The following is a 22,233-nucleotide window of genomic DNA, read 5'->3' as shown; positions in this document are numbered from 1 at the left end:
AACGAAGGCAACGTAAGCTTGACCGGTGTTGTGGTCACCGATCCATTCACAGACGGGGTGACTCCGCTGGTATTGGATAGCGGAGACACGGACAACGACGGCGAGTTGGATCTGGATGAGACCTGGGTTTACTATGCGAGCTATGAAGCGGACCAGGATGACGTGGATGCGGGAGATGACATTGTGAACACCGCGTATGTGAACAGCAACGAGACGGAAGAGGAAGAGGCGAGTGCGACCACGACGATCACGCAAATTGGTAAAATTGCCATCACCAAATCTGCTTCAGTAGATTCAGAAGATGATTGCTACGATACCGGTGATGTAGTGACTTATGCATTCACTGTGTACAATACAGGAAATGTAACCTTGACTGATGTAGTGGTATCAGAATATCACTTCACAGGAACTGGAGAGCTATCTGATATTGATTTTGTAGAGAGCAGCGAAGCCAGTCTAGAGGGTACTTTACTACCAGGTGAGAATGCTACTTACACAGCTACTTATACCATAACTTTGGAAGATACTGATGCTAGGTTTATCAATAATCAGGCTCAGGCAACAGCTATCTTCGGTGAAAATGAAGTAGATGATCTATCTGGTGATACAGTAGATTCAGACAATGAAACTCAAGTAGACCTTTGTCAGCAACCGGATTTGGACATCATTAAGACGGTAGTTTCCAATGAGGATATATTGAATGGTAAATTGACCTTCGAGATAAAAGTTACCAACACGGGTAATACAACTCTTTACAATGTATATGTAGAGGATGAAATGACTGAAGATCAATGGACCATTGATGAATTGGCGCCTGAAGAATTTAAGACATTTACAGTTGAGGTGAATATCTCTCAGGAAATGATCGATGGCGAATGTTATGAAAATACAGCCATTGCAGAATCAAGAGAATTCCTAGAAGATGAGCAGTCACCGGGTCAAGGAGAGGGATCTCAAGAATTGCTCTATAGAGTAGTAGCATTTGATGAAGATGATATAAGCGCTTGCTTTACTCAGACTCCTGGCCTGACTATCGTGAAAGAGATCACAGATGGTGACCCATATAGCTTAGTCGGTGATGCAATTGACTATAAGTACACAGTGACTAACTCTGGAAATGTAACTCTTGATGGACCGTTTACAGTGAATGACGATAAAATAGGGGTAATAGCAGATGCTACCCAAACGTCTACCTTGGCTCCTGGAGAGATGATAGAGTTTACGGCTACTTACATTGTGAAGGAAGCAGACCTTAGTGACGGAAAAGTTACCAATATAGCCACTGGCTTGGGCTACTTTGAAGAGGAAGAAGTCGTGTCTGATCCGGATGATGCTACTGCAGAAGCGAGCTTTAATGACATCCTTGCAGTAGATGATTTTGCTGGAACGTTCGACTATGAGACAAATCTGCAAACATCTTCTGTCAATGCTTTGGCCAATGATGAATTGAATGGAGGACAAGCTACTACTGCCAATGTAAGCTTGACTACAGTCATTGCAGATCCTGAAGGTATATTGTCGGTGGATGCGAATGGTGTGATTACTATTGCAGCAAATGCGCCTGCAGGTGATTATCAATTGACCTATAGAATTACTGAAATCGGCAATCCTTCGAATTATGATGAAGCTGTGATTACTGCTACGGTCAATCCGGTCTTGCTGATAGATGAAATCGAATCTTATTGTGAGCTGGACGCACCATATTTAAGATGGTTGCTAGAGCCTGCAAACTTCAACTTGCAAGATTTGGCTCCTGGCGATCCGAATCCATTGACCATGATCTGGTATGATAAAGATGATAATGAAATCATCCGATTTGACAATATTCCGATGGAAGGTTATATGCTGTTCCCTGGAGCAGATACTTTACCAGGAGGATATGGAAGCCAATGGCCAGGCTGGAGATTTGTGAATGAGCAATGGGAATCTGGAGACTTCAATTATGCAGCAGTAAGAGAAGCAGGGTCATACGTCCTCTTCCAACTGAATCCAGAAGTAAGTTCAGAGATTGCCTATCCAGGCGCATCTTCCGAATGTAATCCAAATCCAAATCCTCCAATTGCAATAGATGATGATATGACTTCTATCCCTGTGGTTTCAGAGGATGGATATGCAAACATTGTCAATGTATTGGACAATGATCAATTAGGAGCAATTGTAGGGTTGAATACTACTCTGGTCGACATTAGTATAGTCGCAGAGAGCACACCTGGAGCAATTACGATTGACTTGAATACTGGACTAGCTTCAGTAGCACCTGGTACACCGAGCGGAATTTATACCATAGAATATAGAATCTGTACTAATCCGAATCCTACAAACTGTGATACAGCAATTGTGACTGTACTGGTGGTGACTCCTAGTATTGAATTATTGAAAGACGGTGTCTTCAATGATGAGAACCAAGATGGATTTGGTAATGTAGGAGAGACTGTCAGCTATACCTTTACAGTCATCAATACTGGAGATGTAGAGTTGAATAACATCACAATTGATGATGATAAAGTGACTGTTATGGGAGGTCCATTGAATGGATTGGCAGCTGGAGCTTCCGATTCCAATACTTTCACAGCGACTTATATTTTGACGCAGGATGATATTGACAATGGATTAGTATTGAACAGTGCACTAGCTAAAGGCGAAGGTCCAAGAGGGTATCCAGTAGAAGATGAGTCTTCTGACCCTACGCCGGTAGAAGAACCAAGTACAGAGTGTGAAACTTGTACAGAGACTGAGATTCCTCAGAACCCAGCTATCGAGTTGCTGAAAGACGGCGAGTTCAACGACGAGAACCAAGACGGCTTCGGTAATGTAGGAGAGACTATTTCTTACACCTTCACGGTAAGCAACACTGGCAATGTGACCTTGAGTAACATCATGGTAACCGATCCAATGGTAACTGTGAACGGAGGACCGATCAGCCTGGCGCCTGGAGCAAGTGACAACACGACCTTCACTGCTACCTATGTATTGACTCAGGATGATATCGATGCAGGCTATGTTGTGAATACAGCTTTAGCACAAGGAACTTCACCAAAAGATGAGGTTGTAGAAGATGAGTCTTCCGATCCTACGCCGGTAGAAGAACCAAGTACAGAGTGTGAAACTTGTACAGAGACTGAGATTCCTCAGAACCCAGCTATCGAGTTGCTGAAAGACGGCGAGTTCAACGACGAGAACCAAGACGGCTTCGGTAATGTAGGAGAGACTATTTCTTACACCTTCACGGTGATCAACACTGGAAATGTAACCTTGAGCAACATCATGGTAACTGATCCAATGGTGACCGTAAGCGGAGGGCCGATCAGCTTGGCACCAGGAGCAAGTGACAATACTACGTTCACGGCCACTTATGTCTTGAGTCAGGATGATATCGATGCGGGCTATGTTGTGAATACAGCTTTGGCACAAGGAACTTCACCAAAAGATGAGGTTGTAGAAGATGAGTCTTCTGATCCTACGCCGGTAGAAGAACCAAATACAGAGTGTGAAACTTGTACAGAGACTGAGATTCCTCAGAATCCAGCTATCGAGTTGCTCAAAGACGGCGAGTTCAACGACGAGAACCAAGACGGCTTCGGTAATGTAGGAGAGACTATTTCTTACACCTTCACGGTGACCAACACTGGAAATGTAACCTTGAGCAACATCAACGTAACTGATCCAATGGTGACCGTAAGCGGAGGGCCGATCAGCTTGTCACCGGGAGCAAGTGACAATACTACGTTCACAGCTACCTATATATTGACTCAGGATGATATCGATGCGGGCTATGTTGTGAATACAGCTTTGGCACAAGGAACTTCACCAAAAGATGAGGTTGTAGAAGATGAGTCTTCTGATCCTACGCCGGTAGAAGAACCAAATACAGAGTGTGAAACTTGTACAGAGACTGAGATTCCTCAGAATCCAGCTATCAATGTGGTTAAAACTGACAATGGAGCAGTTGTAGATGCTGCTGGTGATGTGATCACCTATACTTTGACAGTGAGCAATACAGGTAACGTGACATTGAGTAATGTTATGATCAATGATCCATTGACGGGATTGGATGTGAATGTCGGGACTCTAACTCCTGGTCAATCCATCGCTCAGAACACTGATTACGTGGTGACTCAGCAGGATATGGACAATGGAACGGTGCTGAACACTGTAATCACATCTGGTGAAAGTCCTGATGGAGAAGATCCTACTGATGAGGATGAGATAGAGACTCCGGTAGAGAGACTTCCAAATATCTCATTGACTAAAGAAGTAGATCTCGAGTCAGTGAGTAAGGCTGGAATTGTATTGAACTACACTTTGGTTGTGAAAAATACTGGTAATGTGACTTTGTCCAGTGGTGACTTGAAGGATCCAAAAACTGGATTGTCAGTACCGGGAATTACCTTGGCTCCAAATGAGGAGAAGACATTCACTACTACTTACACTGTGACCTTGGAGGATATATTGAGTGGTCAGCCTATTCTGAATATCGCCAATGTTATTGCAGTAGATCCTCAGTCTGAAGAAACTGTGGAAGCAGAAGCTCAGGCTATTGTGAACATTGACCTGCAGCCTGCAGTATCGATCGAAAAGGTTGCTGATAAAGAGGTGGTCACTGAAGCAGGTGAAGTCATTACATACACCATATCAGTTACAAATACAGGTACGGCTCCTTTGCTAGACGTGGCTGTCGTGGATCCGATGACCGGTTTGGACGAAACAATAGAATTGCTATTGCCAGAAGCAACTCAAGTCTTCACTACTACTTACACAGTGACGGTAGAAGATATTGCTCAGCAAGAACCTATCGTGAATGTGGCTATGGTCACTGCTCCAAACCCAGTCGATCCTGAAAGCCCTCTAGAAGAAGAGGATGATGCAACGGTAATTATTGGCTGTGAGGATAGTACTCTGATCACTGGTATTGCATATAATTCAGAGACGGGTGCTCCATTGAGTGGTGTGCCGGTAACCTTGATTCCGCAGGAGTCTACTCCAGGAGAGATCTTGATCGTAGTCACAGGAGAAGATGGAAGATATACATTCCAAGACTTTGTGCCTGGACAGTACCTAGTGCAGGTGCAGGATGCAAACTTGAATGCTGCAAGAGGTCTTTATCCTACAGAAAGCTCCTTGTTCTTCACCTTTATCGAGGCTTGTCAGTATCAGACTCATGACTTTGGATATGAAACCTATGATGGTATCGTCCTCGGAGATTTTGTGTGGTACGATTTGAATGAAGATGGTATTCAAAACGAATGGTTTGATGCCAATGATGACGGTCAGGTAACTCTGAATGATCCAAATGCGGGTCCTATCGATATCAGAGATTGGGAATGGTTTGACTTGAATGGTGACGGCAGATATGACGGCCCAGAAAATGAAGGAGAATTGAACAAAGCTGGATTCGGTAATGCTCAAAGCTCCAACATCAAAGTGACCGGACCGAATGGATACGAATCTGAGGTAATCGTCGGAATCATCGGGTACTGGAGAGACAGACTGGATAATGGAGCCTTTGGTGAGTACACCGCCACGATGATAGAAGATGAGTTCATTTCTGCACAGGCTTCCTTCATGAGAAGTACAGGCAAAGTAAAAGTGCTTCCTGATGCCAGTGCAAGAATGACAGATATCAATGCAAGCCGAATAGAAGAGCAATGCGGTCTGACCACGGTGAGTGAAATCACTCGCGAGATCACAGCTTCTAATAAGGTTGCCTTGGATATGGACTTTGGCTGGAGTTGTAGAGAAGTAGAAATCGACATCATTGCCAATGACGATGACTTCGGTACTCATTTCTTAAGTTTCGGTGGTAGACTGGGTAATATCCTCGACAATGACATTTTCGAAGGTCAAAGACCAGATCCAGCTGATGTAGACTTCGAGTTTGTAGAGTTGGATGGAGTCATAGGTTTACTAATCGATGAAGATGGAGAATTGAACTTGATCCCTGGTGTCAATGAGGCCAGAGAATACAGGTTGAGATACATCTTGAGAGAAGCAGGATATCCTGAAAATAATGACGACGCATATGTGGTCTTCAGATTGGAAAATGACAATGTGAACTTGAGCATTACCAAAGAAGCCTTGTCTGAGGAAGTTTACGAAGGCGATGAGTTTGAATACGAAATTGTCTTGAGCAACATCGGAGGATTTGATGCTAGAAATGTGGTAGTCACAGACAATCTACCTGGAGGTGTCAACTATCTGAGCAATACTGTCACCAATAATTCTGCTAATGTAGAGGTGTCAGCTTCAATAGATGGCAGCAACCTAGTCTGGACGATTCCATTCTTCCCGGCTGATGCGACCATCACCTTCACGGTGAAAGTGAAAGCTGGAGAAGCAGGTACGGTGACCAATACGGTGATTGTAGGTGCGGATGAAGATGATTCGGATGAATCCGATAATCAGGATAGCGCTGTGACCGAGATCTTGCCATTCCATATTCCGAATGTGATCACGCCGAACAATGATGGTGACAATGATACATTTGAAATCAAAGGTTTAGGTAAGTTTGTTAACAGTGAAATTGTTATCTTGAACCGATTTGGCGATCATGTTCTTGAGAAGACTGGATATCAAAATGATTGGGATGCGCCGGGACAAGTAGCAGGTACTTACTTCTACATCCTCAAGTTGACTGATCAGAGTGGTAGAGTACATGAGTTCCAAGGTTGGATTCAGGTTATTAAGGAAGATTAATCAAGAAGCGATATGAAAAGTACTTTTAAAATCATTGGAATGACCCTCATGGTGGCCTTATTGGCCACCGGAGGGACTTTTGGGCAGCAGCTTCCCCAGTTTAGCCAGTATATATTCAATGGATTGCATATTAATCCCGGGTATGCTGGTTACAAAGGTGAGCCATATATTCAATCCACATACAGGACCCAATGGATCCGGTTCCCAGGCTCCCCTGAGACCTTTACTGTCACTGCAGACTTGAGTGCCAATGAAGGGACAATGGGGTTTGGGGTATCCATTTTGAGTGATAACATCGGTCCTGCCAGAACTAACTCCGGGCTTTTGACCTATGCATATAGGATACAGACTGGAGCCAGAGGCTTTTTGGGATTGGGAGTCAGTGCCGGAGTATCAGAGTATATGATCGATGGGAGTCTTCTTGATCCCAATGATTACCCAGACTCTGAAATCCCTATGGGTAGAATTAATCTCTTTACCCCCAATTTGAATTCCGGTTTGTTTTACCATACAGACAAGTTTTACGCAGGATTTAGTGTCTACAATATGATAGGAAAGAAGTCTCTCGAACGAGAAGATGTAGCTCTGGCTTATCATGATTTTCACTATTATCTGACTGCGGGAGCTTTGTTTGACCTAGGAAACATGGTCAAATTTAAGCCCAGTTTCTTGATCAAAGAGGTAAAAGGTGCACCAACCAATTATGATTTGAACGCTATGTTTTTATTTGGCGAGCGGATTTGGTTAGGTGGTTCTTACAGATCCAATATGAAGATCTGGAATGACAATTTGGAAGACAATCTATCCAATCGAAATGCCTTTGCGGCAATTGTAGAGATTTTTGCCACGGATAGATTGCGAATTGGCTACGCATACGACCATAACCTAAACATCCTTCAGGATTATCGGTCCAATTCCCACGAACTTTCGATCGGGTTCTATATGATTCCGAGAAGAGCAGTAATGAAAAACCAAAGATGGTTCTGATTATGAAAAAGACATTGACGATACTAAGCGTTGCGGCAGGCTTATTTTTTGGTACAGCGGAGGGAGTGTTGGCTCAAAAGTCAAAAGTGAGGTATGCTGATGACCAAATGACCCTGATGAACTATCAGCATGCGATAGATGTATACCAGGAAGCTTACGCCAAGAAGCCTAATTACGAAACTGCGAAAAAAACAGCTCAGGCTTACGATACAGTCAGGGACTATGACAAAAGCTACGAGTGGTGGAAAAATACCGTCAGCTACGATGACGCTACTGAAAGTGATTTTCTAAACTATCTTTCTGCTGCCAGAGTTGCAGATCAATTAGATGAAGTGAAAAGTGAATTGGCTGCTAAAGGCGTCAATGTGGATTCGCTTCAGAATAGTTTGGAACAGTACATCGGGGTGAGCTCAAAGAAGAAGGTTAAGCTGGAAAATCAGGAAGACCTGAACTCTGATGGATCAGATTTCGTGATTGCGCAGGATGCCAATGGAAATAAATATTTTGTTTCGGATCGAGGAGGATCATTTCCTTCTACGATGCCATCCATCAGGATAGATGGCCGTAATAAGATTTTCAGCGAGGAGAAAAACGATTACACCGATCGTAATTATTTCTCAATCTATAAGATGTCTGAGGATGGTGAAGTTTCTCAGGTGATTTCAAATGTACCTCAGACTTACAATTTCTCAGATCCCAGCTACGCCAAAGAAGCAGGCGTGTTGTTTTACTCCGTGACGAGAGGAATCAAAAAGGTCAAAAAGACCCGTGACATCACGGTACAAAATGAGATCTATTATAGTGCTGTAGGACCTGATGGAAGCTTAGAAGGATTTATGCCTTTTCCTTTCAATGACTCGATCGGCTATTCTGTGATGAATCCTTTTGTGGATGAAAGTACCAACAGACTATATTTTGCCTCAGATATGCCAGGAGGTATGGGGGGATACGATGTGTATTACTCTGAGTATGATGCTGACATGAACTTCTCTACTCCGGTCAATTTGGGAGCTCCTCTCAATACTGATGGAAACGAAACCCATCCTTATATCAAAGGCAGTCAGATTTACTTTTCCTCAACAGGTCACCCAAGAGTAGGTGGTATGGACGTCTATGTTGCGGATCTAGCAGGGAATGCAGTCAGTAATGTACAGAACATGGGCATCCCGATCAACTCGATTTCTGATGACTTTGGCTATAGAGAATTGGAAAGTGGAGAGATCTATCTTGCCTCCAATAGAAAAGGAGGAATGGGACTCGATGATTTATACTTAATAGAGGAGGTTTACAAGCAGTTTTTGGCCCGAGTGATTGATTGTGAGGGCTTGGTCATCACTGATAGCTATATGGCTACGTTGCGGGACAATACTCAGAATGGAAATGTCCAAACTCAGAGAAATGGTACCGGGGTATTGCTCGCGGAACTGGAGCCGGAGAGTGATTTTTCACTGACCATTTCCAAGCCTGGTTATTTCTCCATTACAGATGAGAGTATTACGACCAAAGGTTTCGAAGGAGATACCGTTAAGCGAGAATATACGCTTTCCCCAATTCCTTATCAGTTGCCTGTATTTGTGGATATTGTGTATTATGATCTGGATAAGTTTGTGATTCGTGAAGATGCCAAACCAGCATTGGACAAGATTGCAGAGATCATGAAGAAGTACACATTCCTTGATTTGCTAGTGGCTTCGCACACAGATTCCAGAGCTTCGGATGAGTATAACATTACCCTATCCAACAATAGGGCTACGGCGGTGACAGAATATCTTGCCCAGTATAGCATTGCTGCTGATAGAGTTAGATTGGAATGGTTTGGAGAGCAAAATTTGGTGAATGATTGCGGAAATGGGGTACCTTGCTCTGAAGCAGATCACCAGTTAAATAGACGCTCGGAATTGGTATTGGAAGCATTCCCAGACCCTACTCAGCAATATGATATTCCTGAAGAATTGAAGGACATGGATTTCTGTAACCCTGAAGATATTTTTGAAATGCTTCAAGATGAGATCAATGATATTCCTACCATTTACTTTGACTTTGACAAGTCAATGCTGAGATCCGTACACAAGCAAGAGTTGGAAAGAACAGCCATCATGCTTCAGCGGATGCCAAACTTGATGCTATTTATAGAGGGCCATACAGATCAGCGAGGAAGTGATGACTATAATCAGTCCTTATCTGAGCGCAGAGCTGAGGTGGTGAAGGATTATCTTTTGAAAAGAGGAGTGACAGGTGACAGAATGGAACATCAATGGTTTGGTGAAAGCCGTCCTATCAATAACTGTAATGATGTCACCTGTACAGAGGCGATGCATCAGCTGAATAGAAGAACTGAACTGAGAGTAGGAAAATCATCCTATTCCTACACGGGTAGACAAAAGAAAGTAAATACTATGTAATGTAGTATGTTGTTTGATTGAAAGTGAAACAGAAAAGGAGACTCCAGTTGGGGTCTCCTTTTTTGCTAGGCCGTTTTGGAGCTGTCTGCGATCAATCTGTTGATTTCCTGGAGTTCTTTGTCCGTTAGATCCCTCCATTTGCCAGTTGGCAAGTCCAAATGGACATTCATGATTCTTACACGGATCAATTGGGTCACAGAATAGCCTAGGTATTCGCACATTCTTCGGATCTGTCTATTGAGTCCTTGAGTCAAAATAATTCTGAATTTCCGTTTGCTTACTCTCGTGACGATGCATTTTTTGGTGACTGTACCCAAAATAGGAATACCGGATGCCATTCTCTGAATAAATCTATCATCAATAGGTTTGTCTACGGTGACGATGTATTCTTTTTCGTGATTGTTGCTGGCACGCAAGATCTTGTTGACAATATCGCCTTCACTAGTCAGGAAAATCAATCCTTCACTGTCCTTGTCCAGTCTTCCGATCGGAAAAATCCTATTGGGGTGCTTGATATAATCTATGATGTTGTGCTTTTCACCCTTGGTATCTGTGGTTGAAACGATACCGACGGGTTTGTTAAAAGCAATGTAAGTGTGGTCTTGAATAGGTTTGCCGACGGGTTTTCCATCCACCTCTACTTGATCCTGTGGGCCTACTTTGGTGCCTAGCTCAGGAGTCTTGCCATTGATGGTAATTCTGCCTTTTTCCAAAAGCTTATCGGCCTCTCTTCTGGAGCAAAACCCGACTTCACTGAGGTATTTATTGATTCGTATGTACTGATCCTGACTCATAAAAAAAGTGGATTAGAGCGGCAAGTTAAACCTTCTAATCCACCTGTGGAAATGATCTGTCAAACAAAGTCTATTCTCCAGATACCCCAGAGCTGCTCGCTGTCTTGGCAAGCAGTTTGGCTTTGTCTACTGTCTGAATAGAGGCCAATGTCTGCAACACGGCTGCTTTTTGAGACTCAAATGCGATTCTGTTTTCTTGGGAAATCGGCTCTGATGGTGGAAGTTTTTCTTTCAACCAATCTTCCTGCTTGCCGTGTTTCCAAAATCTAAAGCATAAATGGGGTCCCGTAGCCAGACCAGTACTGCCTACATAGCCAATGACTTGTCCTTGCTTGACTCTGGTGCCGGCTTTGACTCCTTTGCCAATTTTAGACATGTGTAGATATTGAGTGGTATAGGTGCCGTTGTGCTTGATTTTGACATAATTGCCATTGGCGGAGGTGTATTTGGCATCTGTGACAGTACCGTCACCCACAGCTCTGATTTCTGTCCCAGTAGGAGCGGCATAGTCTGTCCCAAGGTGGGCTTTGTATCTTTTTTGTACAGGGTGAAATCTTCTCAAGCTATACCTTGAACTGATTCTGGAGTACTTCAGCGGATCTCTCAGAAATGCCTTTTTAAGACTGTTTCCTTCTTGATCAAAGAAGTTGACTTCACCGTTTTGTTCAAATGGAATCGCGTGATATTCCTCTCCTTTATGCTGGAAATAAGCAGATTTGATATCCGTGATTCCGACTACCTTTCCATCGATCAATTTCTCTTCAAATTGAACTTTGAATTCATCTCCTTTTTGAAGGCTCTGGAAATCCACCGACCAACCATATAGATCAGCAAACATGTCGATTAAGTCCGGACCGATTCCTTTTTTGGTCATATCGACATAGAGATTGGATTCGATAGTACCTCCTGCTTCTGTGAGTCTATATTCAGCTGGCTTTTCAGCTTTGTAGATATCCATACTGTCGAGGTCAAAGACGACATATTCAGATGGATTGGGTTCGTAGATGAAAAATCTCGCCTGCACACTATCAGCCGGCGTGATGACTGTAAATTTTCGATTAGTAGCAATGCCCCTGACATCAAAGACCTCCTTCGACTTCTTGGCTATTTCATCAATGATCTGGTAAGGGACATTGAATGGACTGAGTATAGTCGCCAGAGTTTGGTTTCTAGAGACTGTTCCTTCTACAATATTTAGTCCAGTGACATTGATACCATAGAGGTACACATCATTGGAAATATCGATAGAGGTGCTGTCAGATTGGATATCATCTTCTGCAATAGTAGCAGGAGAGGTGGATGAAAACTGGAACCAGGCAGCTGTGGCAAGGGTGGCGCAAAGAGCAGCTAAGCCTATCCTTTTTGTTGTCATAATGGGGCAATAAGTGTTACAGGATTCGAATTAACCTTCAAGCAAGCTAAAAAGGCCCTTAATTGCAAATTTCAGAAGGATTTCGACCCTTGTCTCGCTGCAATAACTGTTCCCTTTCTCTTTCTATACGGCCTGTTTTATTTCAAAAGATTTTTGAATATACATACTTAACGCAACAAAGAGGATTTACTTGCCCGATTTCCAGGTTTTTATTCCAATCAAACAAAAGAATGATGGCTAACTCTCGGGCATTTATTTATCTTTGACGCTCTAAAAAATTATTACTCAATTATGCTCAGATCGCATTCCTGTGGTGAATTACGCCTAGAAAACGTCAATCAAGAAGTCAAATTAGCTGGATGGGTTCAGCGTGTCCGCAATAAAGGTGGTTTGATTTGGGTTGATTTGAGAGATAGGTACGGTGTCACCCAATTAATTTTTGAGGAAGGGAGTACTGACAAAGCTCTTTTGGAAAAAGCTGCTCAGCTTGGGCGCGAATTTGTAGTACAGGCTGCTGGCACGGTCATCGAGCGTACTTCCAAAAATGATAAGATTCCGACAGGTAGTATTGAGGTGAAAGTAACCGAACTCACGGTACTCAATGCAGCGAAAGTTCCTCCGTTTATCATCGAAGATGAGACGGATGGAGGAGATGACCTTCGGATGAAATACCGCTACCTTGATTTGAGAAGAGGGGTCGTTCGTGAAAAGCTCCAGCTCAGACATCGGATGATGCAAGAGACGCGCAAGTATATGGATGCGGAGAATTTCATCGAGGTGGAAACACCCGTTTTGATCAAGTCCACTCCAGAAGGGGCGCGGGATTTTGTGGTGCCTAGCCGAACTAATCCTGGTGAATTCTATGCGCTCCCTCAGTCGCCTCAGACATTTAAGCAGCTATTGATGGTTTCCGGCTTTGATAGATATTTTCAGATTGTCAAGTGTTTTAGAGACGAAGATCTGAGAGCCGATCGTCAGCCTGAGTTTACGCAGATAGACTGTGAAATGTCTTTTGTAGATCAGGAGGATATTTTGAGCACTTTCGAAGGCCTTACAAAGCATCTCTTCAGAGAAGTCAAAGGTGTGGAGCTGGAAGAAGTCAAGCGTATGACTTTTGCAGATGCCATGAAATATTATGGAAATGACAAGCCCGATCTTCGTTTTGACATGAAATTCGTCGAATTGAATGAGGTGGCTCAAGGTAAAGGGTTTGGGATTTTTGACAGCGCTGAACTGGTCGTGGGTATCTGTGCCAAAGGTGCTGCTGAATATACCAGAAAACAGCTGGATGCGCTGACTGAATGGGTCAAAAGACCTCAAATCGGTGCTAAGGGGATGGTCTATGCCAAATACAATGCAGATGGATCTATCAAATCTACAGTGGATAAGTTTTATACTGCGGAGGATCTACAGGCCTGGGCTACTGCATTTGATGCTGAGCCGGGTGATTTGATGCTTATTCTGAGTGGCGATGCCAAAACGGTCAGAAAGCAACTTTCTGAGCTACGTTTGAAAATGGGAGAGGATTTGGGACTTCGGGACCGAACTGTTTTCAAACCACTTTGGGTGGTGGATTTTCCACTATTTGAGTGGGATGATGAGACCCAGAGATATCATGCGATGCACCATCCATTTACATCTCCCAAAAAGGAGGATATTGACTTGCTAGAGACAGATCCAGGTTCAGTGAGAGCCAATGCTTATGATTTGGTGATCAATGGAGTGGAGATAGGTGGTGGATCTATCCGAATCCATGACAAGGCTACTCAAAAATTAATGTTCAAGCATCTAGGGTTCAGCGATGAAGAAGCTCAGAAGCAATTTGGATTCTTGATGGAAGCATTTGAATATGGAGCTCCTCCACACGGAGGGATTGCATTTGGGTTTGATCGTTTGTGTGCGATTTTTGGAGGTTCGGACTCGATTCGAGATTATATTGCTTTCCCTAAAAACAATTCGGGAAGAGATGTGATGATAGATTCTCCTAGCTCCATCGCAGCAGATCAGCTCGAAGAACTGTCTATCCAGCTAGCATTGAAAAAATAACCAAAAGCCGCTCTAAAGCGGCTTTTTTATGGATTGATCAGATGTGACCGGATGCCCATGACGATCAATAGCTGGGCGATACAGTAGGTGCCCATGACGATCACGCCTGCTTCTTCGAAATGCTGGTAGAATTTGTTCACAGCAAGGACGCTGTCTGAGATCAGGAAAAAGACTGCCCCGATGAATACTTGCCAAAAAGACGCAGGATTGCACTTTCCATATCGCTCTGTAGCTGTAGTGGCCATACTCGCGATGACGATGATATAGATGATGACAGGGATTTTGAGAGGGCCGAGGCTGGGATTGATCAGATAAAACGTAAGTGCAGCCAGGATGTAGATGGGGAGATTTCTGAAGAAAGTCTTGATAAAGTTGACGTCTGAGATCTTTCCTGGATTTCTTTGGCCGATCTTGAAGGCGATGATGTAGCAGATGTGCGCCATCATAAATGCCCCTAATCCAAAAACAAAAAACCGATCCCATAGCAGGAGTATATCTCCAATCCAGGAGAAAATCAGCGCCCCTAGAGTTGCTTTGGAAAGTAATGTCCAAGCGATGGGCTTGCTAATCTGATAGAAGTAAATGATCAGACTGAGCAGGATGATAGGCTTACTGTAGAAGAGGTAGCTATGCAGTCCTTCCATCAAAAAGGAAAGATGCAGGATGGAAGCCATTAAAAAGACATAGAGCCAAATGATATTTTTATTCTTCAATGCAAACGGGAATGTAGGGTTTGCCCAAATATAAGTCGAAACATCAGTTTATGCTGGAAATCCTGTGCTTTGGCAAAAAGTCAGGGGGTCGATTGCTTATTTCGCTTGTGTTAAATAAACTTATTTTTTATTAGTCAAAACAGCACAATTTCAAAATGGATCTCATTTTATTTTTGGATTTATTGAAATAATGCCCGTAAAAATCGGCTTTCAATATTAATTTTCTGTTAAAAAATGTGAAATTAGGGGATCGAAACTTAACGAAAAGTACCCCAATAACCTGCCGATCAAATTTACCTTTGCATCGAAATTATTTTCAAAACCAACTCTTACAAAAACAAAAAATTATGAGGCAAATTTTACCAAGCATTATTCTAGGTATGTTGTTCCTATTCGTAGGGATTGGCATAGCTGAAGCTCAGGTTACTACCAGTTCCTTGCAAGGGCAGGTAGTGGACGCTCAAGGAGAGGCTTTGCCAGGGGCAAATGTAGTCGCTACTCACGAACCTTCAGGTACCAGATATGGTGCGGTTTCCAATTTGGAGGGACGTTTTAATCTTCCTAATCTTCGTATCGGTGGTCCTTATACCGTACAGGTTAGTTTTATTGGGTTCCAAACTCAATCTTATTCAGGAATCGTCCTTAGACTAGGCGAGCCTTATGGTCTTTCTGTGACACTTTCTGATGACAGCACTGAGCTTTCTGAAGTAGTGATCACTGGATCCAAATCTTCTGAATTTGACTCAAACAGAACAGGTACTTCTACCAACGTCAGCAATGAGCAGTTGGCAAACCTTCCTCAGGTCAATAGAAGTGTGACGGAATTTACCCGTCTTACACCGCAGGCAAGTGGAAACTCTTTTGCCGGTAGAGATGCTCGATATAATAACTTCCAAGTGGATGGTGCTAACTTCAACAATGGATTTGGCTTGAGTAGCAATCCTCTTCCAGGTGGAAATTCCCAGCCGATCTCCTTGGATGCGATTGAAGAAATCTCCGTCAACATCGCTCCTTTTGATGTGACTCAGTCAGGCTTCACCGGTGCTGGTATCAATGCTGTGACTAGATCAGGTACCAATACTTTCCAAGGATCTGCTTACTACTTCATGAAAAATCAAGGTCTCCAAGGAAAGAAAATCGGAGACAATGAGCTGGAAGCTGTAGATGCTGCCACCAATAACTTTGGATTCAGATTGGGCGGACCGATCATTAAAAACAAATTGTTCTTCTTCGCCAACTTCGAAAGAGAAGAAAATACAGGCGGAAATGCTTCTGGAGTGAACCTTTGGAGACCTTCTACTGACGGTGTCGCTGATCCAGAAAACAACATCGCCAGAACTACTGTGTCTGACCTTGAGGCCGTGAGAAATCACTTGATCAACGTATGGGGATATGATCCTGGTAGATACGAAGGGTATGCTAGCGAAGCAAAAGATTACAGCAACAAGATTTTGGCTAGAATTGACTGGAACATCAGCAACAAGCACAAACTAGCTGTGAGATACAATCAAGTGGTGGGTACTTCCAACCAAGTGGCAAATGGAAGCTCTGGCCCTAGACCTAGATCAGGAACAAACCGTGTGTCTCAAAACTCCATTACTTTTGAAAATGGTAACTACGGATTTGAAAACTCTGTAAGATCTATCACTGCTGAATTGAACAGTTACTTTTCGAGCTCTGTTTCCAACCAGTTTTTGGCAACCTACTCCAAAATCCAAGATAGAAGAACTACTCCTAGCAGTCAGCTTTTCCCATTTGTGGATATTTGGGATGGAGATCCTAACGGAAACAACTACATGAGTTTTGGTACTGAATTGTTCTCTTATAACAATGACGTAGTCAATGACAACTTCTCCTTCATCAACAACTTGACCTATGTGCAAGGGAAACACACCTTCACTGCTGGTGCAGCATTCGAAGTGCAGAAGTTTGGTAACTCTTATGTGAGAATGGGTACCTCCTACTACAGATATCTGACTGTAGAAGACTTCTTGACCACAGGTACTCCTGAAGAAGTAGCACCGATTATGTTCGGCTTGACTTATCCTTACGAAGGTCAGGAAACTTATGCGAGAGTGAACTTTGGTTTGGCTTCTTTGTATTTCCAAGATAGATATCAGGCATCTGATAAATTGGCTTTGACCCTAGGTGTGAGAGCTGAGCTGCCAATCTACATGAATGATTTGACTCCAAATCCTTCTATCAATGCGTTGACGTTCCAAGATGTGGATGGAAATCCGAAAAACTATGACTCTGGAGCTTGGCCAAAATCAAGATTGATGGTTTCTCCGAGATTCGGATTCAACTATGACGTAAACGGTGACAGAAGCTTCGTCCTTAGAGGTGGTACCGGTGTGTTCTCAGGTCGTGTTCCATTTGTTTGGTTGACCAACATGCCAACTGGAGCTGGTGTTCTTCAAAACAACGTAGAGCCAGGAAATTACGAGCAAATTGCTGATTGGATCGGAAATGTAACGTTCCAGCCAGAGCAATATTACTATGTAGAAAATCCTCCTGCTGGTGCAGAAGATGTGTTTATCAAAAACCCTGAAGAAGGAGCTCCTGGTTCTTTTGCCTTGGTAGATGATGAGTTCAAAATGCCAATGGTATGGAGAAGTAGTTTGGGCGCTGAATTGGCAATTCCAAATACTCCATTGTTGTTGACTACTGATCTCCTTTATACAAAAGATATCAACGGAGTATTCCAGTTTGGAGCAAACAGAGCGACATCACCAAATACTATGAACGCTGCAGGTGATGATAGAGAAGTGGTTTTGGATTCTGATGACATCACTTACAACCCAGCTTTGGGCGCAAACAATGCTACAGTTTTGACCAATACTAGCTTGAAAGGTAACGCTTTCAGTGCGACCGTAGGACTTTCTGTTTTGGACGTCAAAGGCTTGACAGGTTCAGTTTATTATACTTATTCCACTGCGAAAGAAGTATCTGCCAATGCAGGGTCTAATGCAAGTTCAGCGTGGGGAGCTTCTCCAAATATCAATAATCCAAATGATCAGAGATTGTGGCTTTCCAATTATGCAATCCCTCACAGAGTGATGGCGAACTTGAGCTACAAAATCGAATATGGTAAATTGGCCACAACAGTAGGTGTATATTACAATGGATCTCATCAGGGTAGATTCTCCTATACTTTCAGCAATGATTACAATGGAGATGGTGTCAATGCTGACTTGATCTACTTGCCGGAAAATTCTGCGGAATTGAATTTTGTAGATATCGTATCTGATGGCAATGTCGTATTCACTGCTGAAGAGCAAAGACAAGCGTTTGATACTTTTGTTTCTGAAAATGGACTGGACGAATACAGAGGTGACTACTTGCCTAGAAATGGATTCTTGGAACCATGGTTGAACAGATTCGATGTCAGAGTTCTTCAAGATGTCTTTACTAACATCGGTGAAAACAAAAACACGCTTCAGCTTTCCTTGGATATTGTCAACTTTGGCAACTTGTTGAACAGTGATTGGGGTATCCAAAACAGCATGAACAATGCTCAGAATCTATTGACAAGATCTGGTTCTGTGACTACAGCTCCAAATGTGATCATGAACAGAGTGTCTAATCAATTGCCAACTACTCCATTCCAAAATGCCTCTGGCTTTGGAACTACCTGGAGCATGCAATTTGGTATTCGATACATTTTCAATTGATAATCGATAAAAAACATAGAAAAGCACCTCTTTTAGGGGTGCTTTTTTTATTTTAGCCATATTCCTTTTAAACCGATTTGTTTTATGAAAAAACTCTTACTCTTTTTTATTCTGATAGTGGGGATGGTCACTTTGGCAAAAGCACAGACTGATTCTTTGATTTTTAAAAATAAAGATATCATCGTCGGTGAGATCAAAAGCATGGACAAAGGAGTGATCACTATCGAGACAGACTATTCGGATAGTGATTTCAAAGCCAAGTGGGATGAGCTGGTCTCCATCAAATCCAAAACAAATTATCTGATTACACTCGCCAATAGTCACCGCTATAATGGGAAGATCAAAAGTGTGTCAGATAGCACCATTCAGATCACTTACTATGACCCTGAATCCTTGATTCGACTAAAGAAAAAGGAAATTTCAGAAGATACAGAAGGCTCAGAATCTATCATCGTTCCTTTGAACGAGGTAGTTTATCTCAATGCTTTGGATGAAGGGTTTTGGAGCCGCTTATCAGCCAGTATAGATCTGGGTTGGAGTCTTACCAAGGCGAATAACCTGACTACATTTAATGTGCGAAGTAGCCTAGGATATCTGGCAGACCGCTGGAAATTGAGTTCTTCTTTCAATAGCTTGAGATCGACTCAGGATGAAGTAGAGCCCACCAAAAGAACAGATGCCAACTTGTCCTTTACGTATTTCCTCCCAAGGGACTTTTTCTTGATGTATAACCTCACTTACCTATCTAATACCGAGCAGCTGATCAAAGCGAGGGTTGGTAATCAGGTCGGTGTTGGTAAATACGTCGTCCATACCAATAAGTCTTATTTTGGATTTCAGGTCGGAGCCAACTTAAACAGCGAACAATATTTTGATGATACTCCTTCCAGTCAATCCGGGGAAGCATTTGTCGGGACGGAACTGAGTTTATATGATATTGGAGATCTGACACTTTTGACAAATGTGATGGCTTATCCCAGCTTGACTGACAATGGACGATTCAGAACAGATTTTAAGCTGGACGTGAAGTATGAATTTTTGGATGATTTCTATGTCAACTTGGGTACTACGTTGAACTATGACAATCAGCCAGTAGCAGGGGCGACTACACTCGATTATATCTTCCAGACTACAGTAGGGTGGAGTCTTTAATTGCGTTGCGAGGTGAGTTTGTTTTCCAAAGCGATCTTCCTCACTGCCTTTCTACTTTTGGATGCAGGCCATAGACTAGTTGCTCAATCATCTCCCGATTCCTTGGTATTGGAAGATGGAACAATCTTAGTCGGGAAAATCAACTCTCTGGAAAGAGGAGAGTTGACGATGGATGTATCTTTTTCAAAATCTTCCATTCAGGTGGATTGGAATATGCTGAAATACCTGTCTTCACAGGGTTTGTTTTTGGTGACACTGGAAGATGGGGAGCATTATGAGGCTAGGATCCTGGGTTTTTCAGAAAGTGGCATTGACTTTTTGATTCAAAATCCCAGCAACCGAATAAGCAGAAAAACCCAACTCCAAGCGGGTGATACCCTGAAAGCACAAAAGAGCGATGTTTTATTGTTTTATGATGTCAATCAGACTTTTGTCAGTCGTCTCAGTGGAGGCTTGAGTATGGGGTTTAATTTGGCAAAGTCGAATAGACTTCGTCAGTTTTCGATCAAAGGGAATGCGACTTACAATGCCAATACTTGGTTATTGAATAGTTCATTTAATATGATCCGGTCTGAGCAGAGTGGCACGAGTTTAATTCGGAGATACGATGCTGGTGTCACTGGGCTGGTTTACCTGCCCAAGGAATGGTTTCTATTGGGATGGATCAATTTTTTGAGCAATACGCAGCAGTTGATTCGGCTTCGGGTGGACTCCAAAATTGGGTTTGGGAAATATTTGGTTTTAAAGCCCAAGACGACTTGGATGGTCCATACGGGTCTCAATTTCAATCATGAGGATTTCTCCAATGAGCTGGAGGCCAATCGCTCGGAAGAGTTTGTATTAAGTACCAATTTTTCACTGTATCGTCTCAATGGGTTTGAAGTGGTGGCCTTGATGGTATTGTATCAAAGTCTGTCGCAGTCTGAGCGAACCCGCTCTGATGTCAAAGTGGATGTCAAGTATGATATTTTCAAGGATTTCTTCATTCAAGTGGGGACTGCGATGAACTATGACAGTCAGCCTACAGCGGGCGCTACTAATTTTGACTATGTCATTCAAAGTACCTTAGGTTGGAAGTTTTGATAGATATCATTGTATTTTTCCATTGGTTGAATCCATTTGCCTTCAGTATCTTTTCCTTATATTTTACTTGATTTGCTTGTGTAAATTCGTTAATTGACAGTGCGGTGTGAAGACTTTCAATTCCTCTTTATTTGAATTCTTCTATCTGTAATTGTTTGATTTTCATAAGTATTTATCATCTATCTCCTGCTTTACCTAAAGCCCATTTCTAAACCTAACCAGTACTTTTCTTCATGAAAAAACAGACTAAGGTCCTATTGATCGTCGCTATTATCCTGATCGTTGTAGTCGGGTTTCTCTATCCGAGATTGAGTACCAGAAATGTCAATGAAAATGCCGTGACATCCACCGGCGCTGGTCCAGGTACCCCTCAGGATCTGCCAGTCAATGTGGTCAAACTGCAAAAGGAGACTCTGAGAAATCAGCTGCAGGTGACAGGGACTATTCTTCCAAACGAGTCAGTCAATATTCGCCCAGAGGTATCAGGTTTGGTGACTAGAATAGCTTTTCAGGAAGGACAATATGTGAATAAGGGCACTCCCTTGTTGTATTTGGACGATGATGAGCTACAGGCTCAATATCAGCGGCTCGAATACACTCAGAAATTGTTTGAAACACAGGAGAACAGGCAAAAGCAACTATTGGCCAGAGAGGCGATCAGCCAGGAGGAATATGATATAGTATTGAATCAGTACAATACGACCTTGTCAGATTTAAAATTGGTAGAAGCTCAATTGGAAAAGCGGGTTATTCGTGCTCCGTTCAACGGCAAGTTGGGTTTGAGAATGGTGTCTGAGGGATCAGTCATTGGGACAACAGATGTGATCGCGAGTATTGTCAATATTGATCCGATCAAAATCGAGTTTTCTATCCCGGAGCGCTATGCCAATCAAGTGAAGATCGGAGCTCCGATTTATTTTTCCAATGAATCCTCTCCTGGCGAAGTGAAAGGGGAAGTCTATGCTTTTGAGCCTCAGATAGACGCTGCTACCAGAACATTAAAGCTTCGGGCCCAAAGTCCGAATAAAGAAGGAAGATTTCTTCCAGGAATGTATGTCCGAATCCGATTTGTATTGGAAGTGACTGAAGATGCGCTGATGGTACCTGCCGAGTCCATTATCCCTGAACTACAGGGATACAAGGTCTATGTGGTAGGACCTGACAACAAAGCTCTTGCAAAAGAGGTTGAAATAGGTACCAGAACTGATACGGAAGTTCAAATCCTTGGAGGACTTGAAGAAGGGGAGTTGGTTTTGGCTACTGGAGTACTACAAGTAAGGCCGGGTACGGCATTGAATCCAACCCAAATCAACTAAC

Annotated in this window: 11 protein-coding genes; 8 read left to right on the top strand and 3 right to left on the bottom strand. The window is 42.9% G+C overall.

Annotated elements, in window-relative coordinates:
- From G460_RS22515 to G460_RS23455, 3 genes are all read left to right on the top strand, one after another.
- On the top strand, window positions 1-6,693 hold a 6,693-nt coding region (locus G460_RS22515; RefSeq protein ID WP_157366837.1), incomplete at its 5' end, for a DUF7507 domain-containing protein.
- Between the two features lie 12 nt (window positions 6,694-6,705).
- Window positions 6,706-7,680, top strand: a complete 975-nt coding sequence (locus G460_RS0101010) for a PorP/SprF family type IX secretion system membrane protein (protein ID WP_026953633.1) — start codon at window positions 6,706-6,708, stop codon at window positions 7,678-7,680.
- 2 nt (window positions 7,681-7,682) lie between these two features.
- Window positions 7,683-10,082 carry an OmpA family protein gene (locus G460_RS23455; protein WP_281171637.1) on the top strand — a complete coding sequence of 800 codons (2,400 nt, stop codon included), beginning with the start codon at window positions 7,683-7,685 and terminating at the stop codon, window positions 10,080-10,082.
- A gap of 65 nt (window positions 10,083-10,147) precedes the next feature.
- Here G460_RS23455 and rluF read toward each other — a convergent pair whose 3' ends face one another.
- Both rluF and G460_RS21145 read right to left on the bottom strand, forming a co-directional pair.
- Window positions 10,148-10,876 carry a 23S rRNA pseudouridine(2604) synthase RluF gene (gene rluF, locus G460_RS0101000; protein WP_026953631.1) on the bottom strand — a complete coding sequence of 243 codons (729 nt, stop codon included), beginning with the start codon at window positions 10,874-10,876 and terminating at the stop codon, window positions 10,148-10,150.
- Between the two features lie 70 nt (window positions 10,877-10,946).
- On the bottom strand, window positions 10,947-12,248 hold the full coding sequence (locus G460_RS21145; protein ID WP_035463715.1) for a peptidoglycan DD-metalloendopeptidase family protein: 1,302 nt from the start codon (window positions 12,246-12,248) through the stop codon (window positions 10,947-10,949).
- 291 nt (window positions 12,249-12,539) lie between these two features.
- Between G460_RS21145 and aspS the strand changes: the two genes are divergently transcribed.
- Window positions 12,540-14,294 carry an aspartate--tRNA ligase gene (gene aspS / locus G460_RS0100990; protein WP_026953630.1) on the top strand — a complete coding sequence of 585 codons (1,755 nt, stop codon included), beginning with the start codon at window positions 12,540-12,542 and terminating at the stop codon, window positions 14,292-14,294.
- A 26-nt stretch (window positions 14,295-14,320) separates the two neighbouring features.
- Here the strand turns inward: aspS and G460_RS0100985 are convergent, their stop codons facing one another.
- Window positions 14,321-15,007, bottom strand: a complete 687-nt coding sequence (locus G460_RS0100985) for a lysoplasmalogenase (RefSeq protein ID WP_026953629.1) — start codon at window positions 15,005-15,007, stop codon at window positions 14,321-14,323.
- 347 nt (window positions 15,008-15,354) lie between these two features.
- Here G460_RS0100985 and G460_RS0100980 point away from each other — a divergent pair, with 347 nt between their 5' ends.
- From G460_RS0100980 to G460_RS0100965, 4 genes are all read left to right on the top strand, one after another.
- Window positions 15,355-18,681, top strand: coding sequence for a TonB-dependent receptor (locus G460_RS0100980; RefSeq protein ID WP_026953628.1), 3,327 nt, complete (start codon window positions 15,355-15,357; stop codon window positions 18,679-18,681).
- A gap of 84 nt (window positions 18,682-18,765) precedes the next feature.
- Window positions 18,766-19,833, top strand: a complete 1,068-nt coding sequence (locus G460_RS0100975; RefSeq protein WP_026953627.1) for a DUF481 domain-containing protein — start codon at window positions 18,766-18,768, stop codon at window positions 19,831-19,833.
- 12 nt (window positions 19,834-19,845) lie between these two features.
- Window positions 19,846-20,916 carry a DUF481 domain-containing protein gene (locus G460_RS0100970; RefSeq protein WP_157366836.1) on the top strand — a complete coding sequence of 357 codons (1,071 nt, stop codon included), beginning with the start codon at window positions 19,846-19,848 and terminating at the stop codon, window positions 20,914-20,916.
- Between the two features lie 233 nt (window positions 20,917-21,149).
- Complete coding sequence (locus G460_RS0100965) at window positions 21,150-22,232, top strand: efflux RND transporter periplasmic adaptor subunit (RefSeq protein WP_026953625.1); 1,083 nt, start codon at window positions 21,150-21,152, stop codon at window positions 22,230-22,232.
- Window position 22,233: the final 1 nt, after the last annotated feature.

Source organism: Algoriphagus vanfongensis DSM 17529 (genome assembly GCF_000429465.1).
GTDB lineage: Bacteria > Bacteroidota > Bacteroidia > Cytophagales > Cyclobacteriaceae > Algoriphagus > Algoriphagus vanfongensis.
Note: the sequence above shows the minus strand (reverse complement) of the source record. Positions and strands in the feature narration are given on the sequence as shown.